This is a genomic window from Streptomyces sp. C (genome assembly GCF_000158895.1).
Lineage (GTDB): Bacteria > Actinomycetota > Actinomycetes > Streptomycetales > Streptomycetaceae > Streptomyces > Streptomyces racemochromogenes.
Map to the genome: position 1 here is coordinate 3,274,662 of NZ_GG657750.1, position 13,175 is coordinate 3,287,836.

The window sequence follows — 13,175 nt, forward strand, 5'->3', positions numbered from 1 at the left end:
CGGAACGCCACCGGCCCCGCACCTGAGATTCCAGGTACGGGGCCGGCGTTCGACAGGTGTGACTTTCCGGGCCCGGCGTTGACGCGGGGCGTTGACCCCGGGACGCAGCCTCAGGCGTCGGCTCAGGCGTTGACGAGCTCGCGCCGCTTGTCGGGGTCCTCCGGCGCGCCGGCGTCGGAACCGGACTCGCCGAGGTGCTTGCGCAGGCTCTCGCCCTCCACGTCCACGTTCGGCAGGATCCGGTCGAGCCACTTGGGCAGCCACCAGGCCTTGTGGCCGAGGAGCGCCAGCACCGCCGGCACGATGGCCATGCGGACCACGAAGGCGTCGAAGAGGACGGCGACGGCCAGGCCGAAGCCGATCATCTTCACCATCGCGTCGCTGGCGCCGAGGAAGCCGGAGAACACGGCGATCATGATGACGGCGGCGGCCACGACCACGCGGGCGCTGTACTGGAAGCCGGTCACCACGGCCTGGCCCGGCCGCTCGCCGTGGACGTACGCCTCACGCATGCGGGTGACCAGGAAGACCTCGTAGTCCATGGCCAGGCCGAAGACCACGCCCACCATGAAGATCGGCATCATCGACATGATCGGACCGGTCTGCTCCACCCCGAAGAGCGAGCCGAGCCAGCCCCACTGGAAGACCGCGACGACCGCGCCGAGGGCCGCGACCACCGACAGCAGGAAGCCGAGCGCCGCCTTGAGCGGGACCAGGATCGAGCGGAAGACCAGCATCAGCAGCAGGAAGGCGAGGCCGACGACGAGCGCCAGGTAGGGCAGCAGCGCGTCGTTCATCTTCTGCGAGAAGTCGATGTTCAGCGCGGTCTGGCCGCTGACGAACACGTCCTTGCCGTTGCCCTCGCGGATCTTGTGGACCAGGTCCTCGGTCTCCGTGGAGGACGGCCGGTCCTTCGGGATCACGCTGACGATCGCGGCGTCCTTGGCCTCGTTCTGGAGCGGGGGCATCACTGCAGCCACCCCGTCCAGGCCCTTGATCCGGTCGGCGGTGCTGTCGGCCAGCGCCTTGTCACCGTCGACGACCACCATCAGCGGACCGTTGAAGCCGGGGCCGAAGCCCTCGGACAGCATGTCGTACGCCTTGCGCTGGCTGGTGGAGACCGGCTTGGAGCCGTCGTCCGGCAGGCCCATCTCCAGCTTGCTCGCCGGGATCGCGATGGCGCCGAGGCCGATCACACCGGCCAGCAGCACCACGACCGGGCGGCGCAGCACGAAGCGCGCCCAGCGGGTGCCGCCGTTGGCCTTGGGCTCGGCGCCGGCCGGGCGGCCCTTGCCGAACAGCTTGCTCTTCTGGCCGGCGGGCAGCACCTTCCTGCCCGCGAAGCCGAGGATCGCGGGGACCAGCGTCAGGGCGACGAGCACCGCGATGACCACCGTTCCGGCGGCGGCGACACCCATCTTCGTCAGCATCGGGATGTTGACGACGGCCAGGCCCACCAGGGCGATGACCACGGTCAGACCGGCGAAGACCACGGCGGAGCCGGCGGTTCCGGCGGCGCGGCCGGCGGCCTCGTCGCGCTCGCGGCCCTCGGCGAGCTCCACGCGGTAGCGGGAGACGATGAAGAGCGCGTAGTCGATGCCGACCGCGAGGCCGATCATCATCGCGAGGGTGGAGGTGGTGGAGCCGAGGTCCAGGACGTTGGCGAGCGCGGTGATCGAGGACACGCCGATGCCGACGCCGATCAGCGCGGTCAGCAGCGGCAGCCCGGCGGCGATCAGCGAGCCGAAGGTGATCACGAGGACGATGCCGGCGATCAGGATGCCGATGGCCTCACCGGAGCCCGTCTCCGGGGCCTCCATCAGCGCGTCGCCGCCGATCTCCACCTGGAGGCCGGCCTTCTGGGCCGCGTGGCCCGAGTCCTTGAGCGCCTCTCGGGTGTCGTCCTTCAGCTCCATGCCGCTGACCTTGTACTTCACGCTGACGTAGGTGGTGGAGCCGTCCTGGCTCACCGCCTTCGTCTGGTACGGGTCGTCGACGGTGGCGATCTGGGCGGCGCCGTCGCCGCTCTTCAGGCCGGAGATGAGCTTCTCGACCTCGGCCTTGGGGCCCGGGTCGGTGACCTTGGCGCCCGCCGGGGCCTTGACGACGATGCGGGCGGTCGCGCCGTCGGCGGACATGCCCGGGAACTTCTCGTCCAGCAGGTCGAAGGCCTTCTGGGCCTCCGTGCCGGGTATCGAGAACGAGCCGGAGGTGGGCGCGGAGGCCGTCGCGGCGCCGAAGCCCGCGGCGACGAGCAGCGCCACCCATACGAGGGCGACCAGACCGCGGCGCCTGAAGGCGCCGCGGCCGAGCCGGTAGAGGAAGGTGGCCACGTCGTGGTTCTCCCGTTTCAGGTCGTGGGATGGATCCGGGACGGATCTGGGCGTGGAAAGCCGGCCCGACGACGAGAGCGGCGTGTCAGGAGCAGCAGGAAGGACGTTCTGTACTTCTGGGGAGCTGTGCTTCGCACGGTCGTGCAGTCGTGCAGTCGTGCGGCCGGGGAGCCGGCCGCGGGCGAAGCATCCGGGCGGGACGTCAGACGCCGAGGGCGGGGAAGACCACGGCGTCGATGAACTGGCCGAGGAAGGCCCGGTCGACGGACCGGTCCTCGATCAGCGGTAGTGCGATGAACGCCCCGATGAGCATGTGCGGGACGAAGTCCAGGGCCGGGCAGTCCGGCCGGATCTCGCCCCGCTCGACGGCGCGCTGCAGCATCGCCTGGAGACCGTTGAGCTCCGGGTCGACCAGCAGGTCGCGCAGTGCCCGGTGCAGCTCCGGGCTCTCGTGGACGGCATGGGCCAGGCCCCGCATCAGCGCGGTGTCCTTGGCCATCTGCGCGTCGTCCGAGCGCTCGACCATCGTGGCGAAGTCCCCGCGCAGGGTCCCCGTGTCGATCTCCCGGAGGGAGACCGGCTGGGTACATCGCAGGGCCTTGGCGACCAGCTCCGGCTTGCTCCCCCACTGGCGGTAGAGGGTGGCCTTGCTGGACTTCGTACGGGCGGCGACGGCGTCCATGGTCAGGGCCTCGTAGCCGACCTCGCGCAGGAGGTCGAGGACCGCCCCGTGGAGTTCGGCTTCCCGTTCGGGGGTGATCCGGCTGCGGCGGGCCGACATGACGTCGGTCACCCGGCAACTCGCCTTCATCGCGACCTCCTCCGAACGAGACGGTTCCGTACTCCTCAGAGACTACCTCGGCGGCTAGCGAAACGAAACCGTTCCGTTTCGTTAGCGAGGTGGCGTGGGTCACGCGGCGAGGGTCGCGCGGCATGGCGTCACGCGGCACGCGGCACGCGGCACGCGCCACACGGCATGCGTCAACGCCCAGGAAGCGCCCCGGCACCGTCCGCACGTCACCCACACGGACGGCACACGGTCACCTGTACGAGTTGCCGCGCCCCTCCGCCGCGGAAAGCATTGGGGGGTGAGTCACGACGTCGCGTACCTCCGCTTCCCGCACCTCCACGACGACCTGCTGTGTTTCGCCACCGAAGACGACCTCTGGGTCGCCCCCCTGGTCCCCGAGGGCCAGAACCCCGGCCGCGCCTGGCGCATCACCGTCGACCGCACCCGGGTAGGCCACCCCCGTTTCTCCCCCGACGGACGGCACATCGCCTTCACCACCTGGCGCAGCCTCGACCCGGAGATCCACCTCGCCCCCGTCGACGGCGGCCCCGCCCGCCGGTTGAGCCACTGGGGCTCCACCGACACCCGGGTCTGCGGCTGGGACCCGGACGGCAACGTCCTGGCCGTCTCCTCGCACGGGCAGCCCTTCTCGTACTACTCCTGGGCCTACAAACTGCCCACCGACGGCAGCCCCGGCGGCCGCCTCCCCTGGGGCCCGGTCTCCGACATCCAGGTCGCCGACGTCGACGGCGAGCACCGCAGCCTGCTGCTGACCGGCAAGCCCCCGCACGAGCCCGCCGCCTGGAAGCGGTACCGGGGCGGCGCCACCGGCCGGCTCTGGCTGCACGGGCAGCGGCTCCTGGAGGACATCGAGGGACACCTCGAATCACCGATGTTCGTCGGCGGCCGGATCGCCTTCCTCTCCGACCACGAGGGCATCGGCAACCTCTACTCCTGCCTGCCCGACGGCACCGGCCTGCGCCGCCACACCGACCACGACGAGTTCTACGCCCGGCACGCCTCCAGCGACGGCTCCCGCGTGGTCTACCAGTGCGCGGGCGACATCTGGCTGGTGGACTCCCTCGCCGACGGAGCCTCGCCGCGCAAGCTGCCGGTCCGCCTCGGCGGCCCGCGCGCGGGGCGGCGTACGTACCAGGTGCCGGCCGCCAGCAACGTCGACTCGCTGTCCGTGGACACCACCGGCCGGGCCAGCGCCGTCGTCGTGCGCGGCAGCCTGTACTGGCTCACCCACCGCGACGGCCCGGCCCGCACCATCGCCGACACCCCCGGCGTACGGGTACGGCTGCCGGAGATGCTCGGCAGCGGCGGGCAGGTCGCGTACGTCACCGACGCCGAGGGCGAGGACGCGATCGAGATCGCCTACCTGCCGCGCGCCTCCGGCGACCGCGAGCCGCGCCGGCTGGCCTCGGGCGAGCTGGGCCGCGTCACCGAACTGCTGTCGGACCCCGACGGTGAGCGGCTCGCCATCGCCTCCCACGACGGGCGGCTGCTGCTGCTCGACGCGACGGAGGAGTCCAACGGCGAGGTCACCGAACTCATCCGGTCCATCAACGGCCCCGTCACCGACCTGGCCTTCTCCCCCGACGGATGCTGGCTGACCTGGTCGCACCCGGGCATCGGACGCTCCCTGCGGCAGATCAAGATGGCGAAGATCTCCGGCCCCGGCGCGCGCGTCGTCGTCGACGTCACCAACGGCCGCTTCGAGGACGAGAACCCGGTCTTCACGCGGGACGGCCGCTACCTCGCCTTCCTGTCCTGGCGCGGCTTCGACCCGGTGTACGACGTGCACACCGGCGACCTGTCCTTCCCGCTGGGCTGCCGCCCCTACCTGGTGCCGCTGTCCTCGGCCACCCCCTCCCCCTTCGCCTTCTCCCCCGACGGCCGGCCCGCCGCCGGGGGACTCGACCCCGTCGAGGGCGAACCGGGCGAGGGCGACGGCACCGTCACGGTGGAGGTGGAGGGCCTGGAGAACCGGGTCACACCCTTCCCCGTCTCCGCGTCGAAGTACTCGGCACTCCACCCGGTGCACGGCGGTGGCCTGGTCTGGCTGCGCTGGCCCATCTCCGGCGCGCTCGGCGAGACCTTCGCCAACCCGGCCGACACCAGCGGCAAGCCGACGCTGGAGCACTTCGACATGACCAAGGCCCGCAAGACGGAACTGGCGTCGGGGCTGGACTGGTTCGCGGTCAGCGGCGACGGCACCCGGCTCGTCGTCAACGACGACGGTGACCTTCGCGCCGTGCCGGCCACCGAATCGGGTGACGGCGACTCCACCGTCTACCTCGACCTGCGGCGGATCCTGCACGAGGTGGACCCGGCGGCCGAGTGGCGCCAGGCCTTCGAGGAGGCTGGCCGGCTCATCCGGGCGTACTTCTGGGAGCCGAAGATGTGCGGCATCGACTGGGACGGCGTGCTGCGCCAGTACCGGCCGCTCGTCGAACGCGTCGCCTCGCCGGACGAGTTCGCCGACCTGCTGCGCGAGGTCCTCGGCGAACTCGGCACCTCGCACGCCTACGTCTCCCCCGCCCGCCGCAACGAGGGCCCGCCCCACTACCAGCGGGCCATCGGGCTGCTCGGCGCCAACCTCGTGCACCGGGAGGAGGGCTGGGTGGTCAAGCGGATCCTGCCGGGCGAGTCCTCCGACTCCAAGGCCCGCTCCCCGCTCGCGGGCACCGGCATCCGGGACGGCGCGGTCCTCACCCACGTCGACGGCCGGCCCGTGGACCCGGTCGCCGGCCCCTACCCGCTGCTGTCCGCGGCCGGCGGCACCACCGTCGAACTCACCTTCCAGCCCGCCGAGGGCGAGGGCCGGGCCCGGCGTGTCGCGGTCGTACCTCTGATCGACGAACGTCCGCTGCGCTACCAGGACTGGGTCTCCAAACGCCGCGCCGTCGTCCGCGAGGTCAGCGGCGGCCGCTGCGGCTACCTGCACATCCCCGACATGGGCGGCTCCGGCTGGGCGCAGTTCAACCGCGACCTGCGCATGGAGATGTCCCGGCCCGCCCTGATCGTCGACGTACGCGGCAACGCGGGCGGCCACATCAGTGAACTCGTCGTGGAGAAACTCACCCGTTCGATCCTCGGCTGGGACCTGACGCGCAACGCGCAGCCGGTCTCGTACGCCTCGAACGCGCCCCGCGGCCCGATCGTGGCGCTGGCCGACGAGGCGACCTCCTCCGACGGGGACATGATCACCGCCGCGTTCAAACTGCTGGGCCTGGGCCCGGTGGTGGGCCAGCGCACCTGGGGCGGGGTGGTCGGGATGACCGGCCGGCACACCCTGGGCGACGGGACGGTGATCACCGTGCCGATGAACGCCGCCTGGTTCCCGGAGTACGGCTGGTCGGTGGAGAACCACGGCGTGGAGCCGGACCTCCCGATCCTGCGCACCCCGCTCGACTGGGCGGAGGGGCGGCACGCACAGCTGGACGACGCCGTGCACCTGGCGCTGGAGCTGCTGGAGCAGGACCCGGCAGCCGTGCCGCCCGGCTACACCGACGTACCGGACCGCCGGCGTCCGAAGCTGCCGCCGCGGGAGTAGGCGTACGGGCGGCAGCGGTACGGCGGCAGCGGTACGGGCGACGGGCGGTGCACGCGGGTACGGGCGGTGCACGCGGAGGTGCACGCGGAAGGGGCGCGGTCCGGACCTCCTCGGTACGGACCGCGCCCCTCGGCGCTGTGTGCGCCGGCACCGTGTGCGTCGGCGCCGGGTGTGTCATGTGTCAGGACCTGGTAGCAGTCAGGCCCGAAGGTGCGTGCCTCGCGGTCGCTCCAGGACCTCAGGTCCGGTCGTCGAGCTCGCCCCTGGTGTCGTCAGCCGACTGCTTGGACTTGGACCTCATGTCCTTCTTCTGCTGCTTGGCCTTCGCGGTGCGCTCGGACATCTCGTCCTTGGCGCCCTGCTTGGCCTGCTCGGCGCGTTCCTTGATCTCGTTGGCCTTGTCCTGGAACTGGTCCTTGATACCCATGCTTCTCACTCCGTACGGGGTGTCGGTGGTTGGGCCTCGACCAGACTGACATGCAGGCACAAAGCGCGCATTTCGATCAGTTGTGGGCTGATCGCTCCTTTTCGTCGGCCGCCCCGCCGGCCCCCACGAGCCCCTTGGGGACCTCGGCGAGCCTCGGCTCGAAGCGCTTCATCTCGCGCTTCCCGCCCGCCGCGATCACCGCCGGCAGGTAGCCGCGGACGCCCTGCATGCCGCGCAGCCACCACTGCGCGTACACGTGTGCCGAGCGCCGCTCGATGCCGGCCACGATCCGGTCGACCGCCGGACCCAGCGGGTAGGTGCGGTTGGCGGGCCAGGGCAGCCGCCCGCGCAGCTCGCGCATGACCTCGTCCTGGTCGGCGCCGCGCACCATGTCGGTGTCGGTCCAGGAGAGGTAGCCGACGCCGACCTTGACGCCCTTGTAGCCCACTTCGGCGCGCAGGCAGTGCGCGAAGGCCTCGACGCCGGACTTGGAGGCGCAGTACGCCGTCATCATCGGCGCCGGGGTGATCGCGGCGAGCGAGGCGATCTGGAGGAAGTAGCCGCGGCTCTCCATGAGGACGGGCAGGAAGGCGCGGGCGGTGACGGCTCCGCCGATCAGGTTGACCTCGATGACGCGGCGCCAGGCCTCGGGGTCGGAGTCCCCGAATGGACCGCCGGCCGCGACGCCCGCGTTGGCGACGACGATGTCGACTTTCCCGAAGCGCTCCTTGACCTCCCGCGCGACCCTGGCCATGGCCACGTGGTCGGTGACGTCGGCGTGCCAGTGGTCGCTGTCGGTGTGCAGCCGCCCGGAGACCTCCTTGAGCGCCTCCGGCTCCAGGCCCACCAGGGCGATCCTGGCGCCACGCGCGGACAGCTTGCGGGCGAGCAGTTCGCCGACCCCGCGGGCGGCGCCGGTGACGACGGCGACCTGGCCTTCCAGACTCCTGCGAGCGCTCACGCGGTCTTCTCCTTCTCTGCGTCGGATGTGCCGGATACGCCGGATGCGGCGGTTGCGGCGGATGCGACAGGTACGCCGGATGCGTCAGATGCGGCAGGTGCGGCGGGTGCGCCGGATGCGGCAGGTGCGCCGGATGCGGCGGGGAGGTAGCGGCCCGTCAGCTCACGGACGGCGCGGGTGACGGCCTCGGGGGCCTCGACGGGGGTCATGTGCCCCGTGCCGGTGAGTTCGGTCAGGCCCACGCAGTTCGGCAGCGCCACCGCCAGCCGCCGGGCGTGCACGACGGGGGTGAGCCGGTCGTCCCGGCCGGCGATGACGGCGGTCGGCACGGTCAGCCGGACCAGTTCGGCGTCCAGGTCCAGCCCCGCCAGCACCTCGGACCAGGCGTGGCGCACGCCCGCCGGGCAGGCGTGCACGATGCGGGAGCAGGCCTCCACCCGGTCCGGCGCGGACCCGGGGCCCATGGTGGCGTACTTGAGCACCGCGCGGGCCACGGGCGTGACGGGCCCGAGGGGGGCGCGCGAGCCGAGCACGGCACGGGTCGTACGGGTCCTCACGCGCCCGGCGCGCAGCGGCAGCACGGCCGCCTCCGCGACCAGCCGCGAGCTGCCGGTGCTGCACAGCAGGGCGGCCGCGGCGTGCTCGGCGAACTCGGGGCGTCCGGCGGCGGCCATGACGGTCATGCCGCCCATCGAGTGCCCGGCGATCACGGCGCGCTCGCCGGGGGCGAGGGCCGCCTCCAGTACGGCGGCCAGGTCGTCGGCGAGGGCGGTGGTGCCGTAGGCGGCGGCCGCCGGGCTGCGGCCGTGGCCGCGCTGGTCGTAGGCGACGACCCGGTGGTCGCGGGCCAGGTCGCGGATCTGCGCCGCCCAGAAGGCGGTGGAGCAGGTCCAGCCGTGGGAGAGCACGACGGCCGGGGCCCCTTCCGGACCGTGCACCTCCACGTGCAGCCGGGACCCGTCGGCGGATACGGCGACCAGCTCGCGGGCCGCGGCCGGGGGCGCGTACCGGCCGGCGGTGACGTGCCCGGGCCGGCTCACGCGGCCCCCTCCTCCGCGGGGGCGGCCGCGGCGCCCGACGGAGCGGCCACGGCGGGGGCGGCCGCGGCGGGGGCCGGGACCCGGCCGCGGTCGCGGTCGCGGTCGCGTACGACCTCGTACTCGGCCAGGTCGACCGTCAACGTGGCGCGCCGGAACTCACCCGTCGTACCCGGCCACACGGTGGTGTTGCGGCCCTGTGCGTCCAGGTACCAGCTGGTGCAGCCGCCGGTGTTCCACACCGTCCGCTCCATCCGCGTCTGGACGCGCCGGTTCCACTGGTTGACGGCGGACGGCCGGACCGCGAGCGCGGTGCGCCCGCCCAGGCCGCCGCCGTCGAGGAGGGAGAGCTGGCGCAGGTAGTCCGCCATGTAGTTCAGCTGGGACTCGATCATCAGGATCATCGAGCTGTTCCCGAGGCCGGTGTTGGGTCCGATGATCGTCATCCAGTTGGGGAAGCCGGCCGCGGTCGCCCCGCGCAGCGCCTGCATCCCGTCCTTCCACGCGTCCGCGAGGGTCTGTCCGTCGGCGCCCACCACCCGTTCGGCGATCGGCATGTCCGTGACGTGGAAGCCGGTGCCGAAGATGATCGCGTCCACCTCGGTCTCGGTCCCGTCGGCGGCGACGAGCACCGAGCCCCTGATCTCCTTGAGCCCCGAGGCGACCACGTCCACGTCGGGCCGGGCCAGCGCCGGGTAGTACTCGCTGGAGAGCAGGATCCGCTTGCAGCCGATCCGGTACGAGGGCGTGAGCTTGGCCCGCAGCTGCGGATCCTTGATGGAGCGCGCCATGTTGGCCTTGGCCAGGGATTCGATGAGCCCGAGCTGGTTGGGCCGTTTGGTGAACGCGCTGACCTGGAGCTCGCGGATCCCCCACAGCAGCCCGCGGCGGGCCGACTGGGTGAAGGGGAGCTGCCGGTGCAGCCAGCGCTCGGCGGTGCTGATGGCGCGGTCGGTGCGCGGCATGACCCACGGCGGGGTCCGCTGGAAGAGCGTCAGGCGGGCCGTCCGGGGGGCGATGGCCGGCACGATCTGGATCGCGGAGGCGCCCGTACCGACCACGGCGACGCGTTTGCCGCTCAGGTCGTAGTCGTGGTCCCAGCGGGCGGAGTGGAAGACCTTGCCCGGGAACTCGGCGAGCCCGGGGATCTCGGGCGTCTTCGGGTCGGACAGCGGCCCGGTCGCCGACACCACGACGTCGGCGGTCAGGGAGCCGGCCGAGGTCTCGATCTCCCAGCGCAGTTCCCGCTCGTCCCAGCGCATCATCAGGACCTCGTGGCCGAGCCGGATGTGCGGGCGCAGGCCGAAGGTGTCGGCGACGCGCTCCAGGTAGGCGCGGATGGCGGGCTGCCCGGAGAAGGTGCGCGGCCAGTCGGGGTTGGGGGCGAAGGAGAAGGAGTACAGGTGCGAGGGCACGTCGCAGGCGCACCCGGGGTAGCTGTTGTCGCGCCAGGTGCCGCCGACGGAGTCGGCCCGTTCCAGGACGACGAAGTCCGTGATCCCCTCGCGCCGCAGCCGTACGGCCGCGCCGAGCCCGCCGAAGCCGGACCCGACCACCGCCACCCGTACGTGCTCGCGCGCGCCCTTGCCGACCTTCCTGCCCTTGCCGACCGTGCTGCCGCCCATGCCCGCCGCCTTCCGCACCGCAATCCGAACCGCAACGTTGCCAGCAATCACTGGCACAATCGGGAGGGTAGAGCAGCTCCGTACCCATGGGTAGGGGTCGCGCCGGGAAAGTTACCGCGAGTACTCCGTACGGACGCCCCGCGGACCGACCCCGGCGTGATCCACAGGACACCCCCTAGGCTGCGGGTGTGGACAGACCGGCGACGAGAGGGGCGCGGCCCGCCGTGGAAACCGTGGAGCCCGTGGAGCGCGAGGGCGGGCGCGAGTACCGGACGGAGGAACTGGCCGAGGCGGCGGGCATCCCGGTGCGCACGCTGCGCTTCTACCGCGAGCGCAAGCTGCTCCCGCCGCCGCGCCGCGAGGGCCGCATCGCCTGGTACGACGAACGCCACCTGACCCGGCTGCGCACGATCGCCGCCCTGCTGGACCGCGGCCACACCCTCGGCGGCATCGCCGAGCTGACCGCCGCCTTCGAGAAGGGCCGCGACGTCGGCCAGCTCGGCGAACTGCTCGGAATCGGCGGGTCGGAGGAGACGCCGGTCCGGCTCTCGCCCGAGATGCTGGCCGACTACTTCGAGGGCGAGGTCACCCCGGAGAACCTGGCGGCCGCGCTCGACCTCGGCTACGTCGTCACCGACGGCGAGGCGATCGTGCACGTCAGCCGGCGCCTGCTGGACGTCTCCTCGGCACTGGTACGCGAAGGCGTGCCGCTGTCGGCGGTGCTGGAGACGGGCCGCCGGGTCCGCGAGCACGCGGACGCGCTCGCGGAGCTGTTCACCGGGCTGATCTCCGCCCACCTCGGGGAGAAGGCCGTCACCCGGCTGCGCCCGCTGGCCAAAAGCGTGGTCGAGGCGGAGCTCACGATGGCGATGGACCGCCTGCACCAGCGGCCGTAGCCGCAACGGGCCACCCGGCCTCAGCCGCAAGGGGCACCCCAGCCGCCGCAGAACCCGCAGCCGCAACCGCCACAGAACCCGCATGCACCCCAGCCGCCACAAAACGCCCAGTCGCCGCAGCCGCCACAGCCGCCACAGCGGCCACCGCGCCCCTCAGACGCCCAGCTCGTAGACCACCGTCACCGGCGCGTGGTCCGACCAGCGCTCGGGGTGCGTCTCGGCGCGCTCGACGAAGGCCTTCACGGCCTTCGCCGCCAGCCCCGGGCTCGCGACCTGGAGGTCGATGCGCCAGCCCGCGTCGTTGTCGAAGGCCCGGCCCCGGTAGGACCACCAGGAGTACGGCCCCTCCGTGTCCGGGTGCAGCCCGCGCACGACGTCGACGTAGCCGGCCTCCGCGTACACCTTCCCCAGCCACTCCCGCTCCTCGGGCAGGAAGCCCGCGTTCTTGCGGTTGGTCTTCCAGTTCTTGAGGTCGGCCTCCTGGTGGCAGATGTTCCAGTCGCCGCACACCACGACCTCCCGCCCGTCGGCGGCGGCCCGCGCCTTCAGCTCCCCGAGGTAGCCGAGGAACTCCTCCATGAACCGGTACTTCTCGTCCTGCTTCGCGGTGCCCGCCTCCCCGGAGGGCAGGTACAGGCTCGCCACGGTGACGCCCGGCAGGTCGACCTCGATGTAGCGCCCCGAGGCGTCGAACTCGTCACTGCCGAAGCCCACCCGCACCCGCTCGGGCTCGCGCCGCGTGTACAGCGCGACACCGGCCCGGCCCTTGACGGCGGCCGGCGCGAACACGGTGTGCCAGCCCTCGGGCTCCCGGGCCTCCGCCGGGATCTGCGCCTCCTCGGCGCGCACCTCCTGGAGGCACACGACGTCGGCGTCGGATCCGGCGAGCCACTCCACGAACCCCTTCTTGGCGGCGGCGCGGATCCCATTCACATTCACGGAGGTCACGGTGAGCATCCCTGCACCATAGCGGGAGGGATCCGTACGATATTCGAATGTCTCACGGTATAAACATCCGCGCCGTGCCGTACGACCACCCGGACGCGGCGGCGCTCGACGCGCAGGTCCAGGTCGAGTACCGGCAGCGCTACGACGGCGAGGGCGACGCCACCCACCTCGACCCGGCGATGTTCCTCCCGCCGAACGGCCTCTACCTGCTCGCCTACGACGAGGCCGGCACCCCGGTGGCCAGCGGCGCCTGGCGCGGCCAGGAGAAGAACGACGAGGGCTACTCGGACGGCGACGCCGAGATCAAGCGCATGTACGTCGTCCCGCAGGCGCGCGGCCTGGGCCTGGCCCGCCGCATCCTGGCAGAGCTGGAGGCCGACGCGCTGGCGGCGGGCCGCACCCGCATGGTCCTGGAGACCGGCGACAAGCAGCCCGAGGCCATCGCCCTCTACCTCTCCTCGGGCTACGCCCTGTCCGAGAAGTTCGGCTACTACCGCGACTACCCGTCGAGCCGCTGCATGGCCAAGCCGCTGCCCGCCACCACAGACGCCTGACCGGCCACCCGACCCGCGCCTGGGTCACGCCCGACCGCGCCT

At 72.4% G+C, this 13,175-nt stretch carries 10 protein-coding genes; 3 read left to right on the plus strand and 7 right to left on the minus strand.

Annotation, left to right across the window (positions count from 1 at the left end; genetic code table 11):
* Window positions 1-122: 122 nt before the first annotated feature.
* Window positions 123-2,333: an MMPL family transporter gene (locus SSNG_RS14515; RefSeq protein WP_007264587.1), complete on the minus strand. Its 2,211-nt coding sequence runs from the start codon at window positions 2,331-2,333 to the stop codon at window positions 123-125.
* A 202-nt stretch (window positions 2,334-2,535) separates the two neighbouring features.
* A complete protein-coding gene (locus tag SSNG_RS14520) occupies window positions 2,536-3,144 on the minus strand; it encodes a TetR/AcrR family transcriptional regulator (RefSeq protein WP_241695051.1) in 609 nt (202 codons plus the stop codon).
* Between the two features lie 277 nt (window positions 3,145-3,421).
* Here SSNG_RS14520 and SSNG_RS14525 point away from each other — a divergent pair, with 277 nt between their 5' ends.
* Window positions 3,422-6,685, plus strand: coding sequence for a S41 family peptidase (locus SSNG_RS14525; protein WP_042801018.1), 3,264 nt, complete (start codon window positions 3,422-3,424; stop codon window positions 6,683-6,685).
* Between the two features lie 238 nt (window positions 6,686-6,923).
* Here the strand turns inward: SSNG_RS14525 and SSNG_RS14530 are convergent, their stop codons facing one another.
* The 4 genes from SSNG_RS14530 to SSNG_RS14545 form a co-directional block, all read right to left on the minus strand.
* Window positions 6,924-7,112: a hypothetical protein gene (locus SSNG_RS14530; RefSeq protein WP_042801019.1), complete on the minus strand. Its 189-nt coding sequence runs from the start codon at window positions 7,110-7,112 to the stop codon at window positions 6,924-6,926.
* A gap of 76 nt (window positions 7,113-7,188) precedes the next feature.
* Window positions 7,189-8,073 (minus strand): SDR family oxidoreductase, encoded by an 885-nt coding sequence (locus SSNG_RS14535; protein ID WP_007264591.1) that lies wholly within the window; start codon window positions 8,071-8,073, stop codon window positions 7,189-7,191.
* Window positions 8,070-9,113, minus strand: coding sequence for an alpha/beta hydrolase (locus SSNG_RS14540; RefSeq protein WP_007264592.1), 1,044 nt, complete (start codon window positions 9,111-9,113; stop codon window positions 8,070-8,072). The genes SSNG_RS14535 and SSNG_RS14540 overlap by 4 nt, the downstream gene beginning before the upstream one ends.
* Window positions 9,110-10,735: an NAD(P)/FAD-dependent oxidoreductase gene (locus SSNG_RS14545; RefSeq protein WP_007264593.1), complete on the minus strand. Its 1,626-nt coding sequence runs from the start codon at window positions 10,733-10,735 to the stop codon at window positions 9,110-9,112. Before SSNG_RS14545 ends, SSNG_RS14540 begins: the two co-directional genes overlap by 4 nt.
* Before the next feature lie 224 nt (window positions 10,736-10,959).
* On the opposite strand from SSNG_RS14545, the gene SSNG_RS14550 reads away from it, so the two are divergent.
* Window positions 10,960-11,631 (plus strand): MerR family transcriptional regulator, encoded by a 672-nt coding sequence (locus SSNG_RS14550; protein WP_241695052.1) that lies wholly within the window; start codon window positions 10,960-10,962, stop codon window positions 11,629-11,631.
* A 153-nt stretch (window positions 11,632-11,784) separates the two neighbouring features.
* Here the strand turns inward: SSNG_RS14550 and SSNG_RS14555 are convergent, their stop codons facing one another.
* Window positions 11,785-12,588 (minus strand): exodeoxyribonuclease III, encoded by an 804-nt coding sequence (locus SSNG_RS14555; protein WP_007264595.1) that lies wholly within the window; start codon window positions 12,586-12,588, stop codon window positions 11,785-11,787.
* Between the two features lie 38 nt (window positions 12,589-12,626).
* Here SSNG_RS14555 and SSNG_RS14560 point away from each other — a divergent pair, with 38 nt between their 5' ends.
* Window positions 12,627-13,133, plus strand: a complete 507-nt coding sequence (locus SSNG_RS14560; protein ID WP_007264596.1) for a GNAT family N-acetyltransferase — start codon at window positions 12,627-12,629, stop codon at window positions 13,131-13,133.
* Window positions 13,134-13,175 lie beyond the last annotated feature (42 nt).

Coding starts and splice junctions, on each gene's coding strand:
- SSNG_RS14555 (WP_007264595.1), bottom strand. CDS start 12,588: ATGCTCACCGTGACCTCCGTGAATGTGAATGGGATCCGCGCCGCCGCC.
- SSNG_RS14545 (WP_007264593.1), bottom strand. CDS start 10,735: ATGGGCGGCAGCACGGTCGGCAAGGGCAGGAAGGTCGGCAAGGGCGCG.
- SSNG_RS14560 (WP_007264596.1), top strand. CDS start 12,627: ATGTCTCACGGTATAAACATCCGCGCCGTGCCGTACGACCACCCGGAC.
- SSNG_RS14530 (WP_042801019.1), bottom strand. CDS start 7,112: ATGGGTATCAAGGACCAGTTCCAGGACAAGGCCAACGAGATCAAGGAA.
- SSNG_RS14520 (WP_241695051.1), bottom strand. CDS start 3,144: ATGAAGGCGAGTTGCCGGGTGACCGACGTCATGTCGGCCCGCCGCAGC.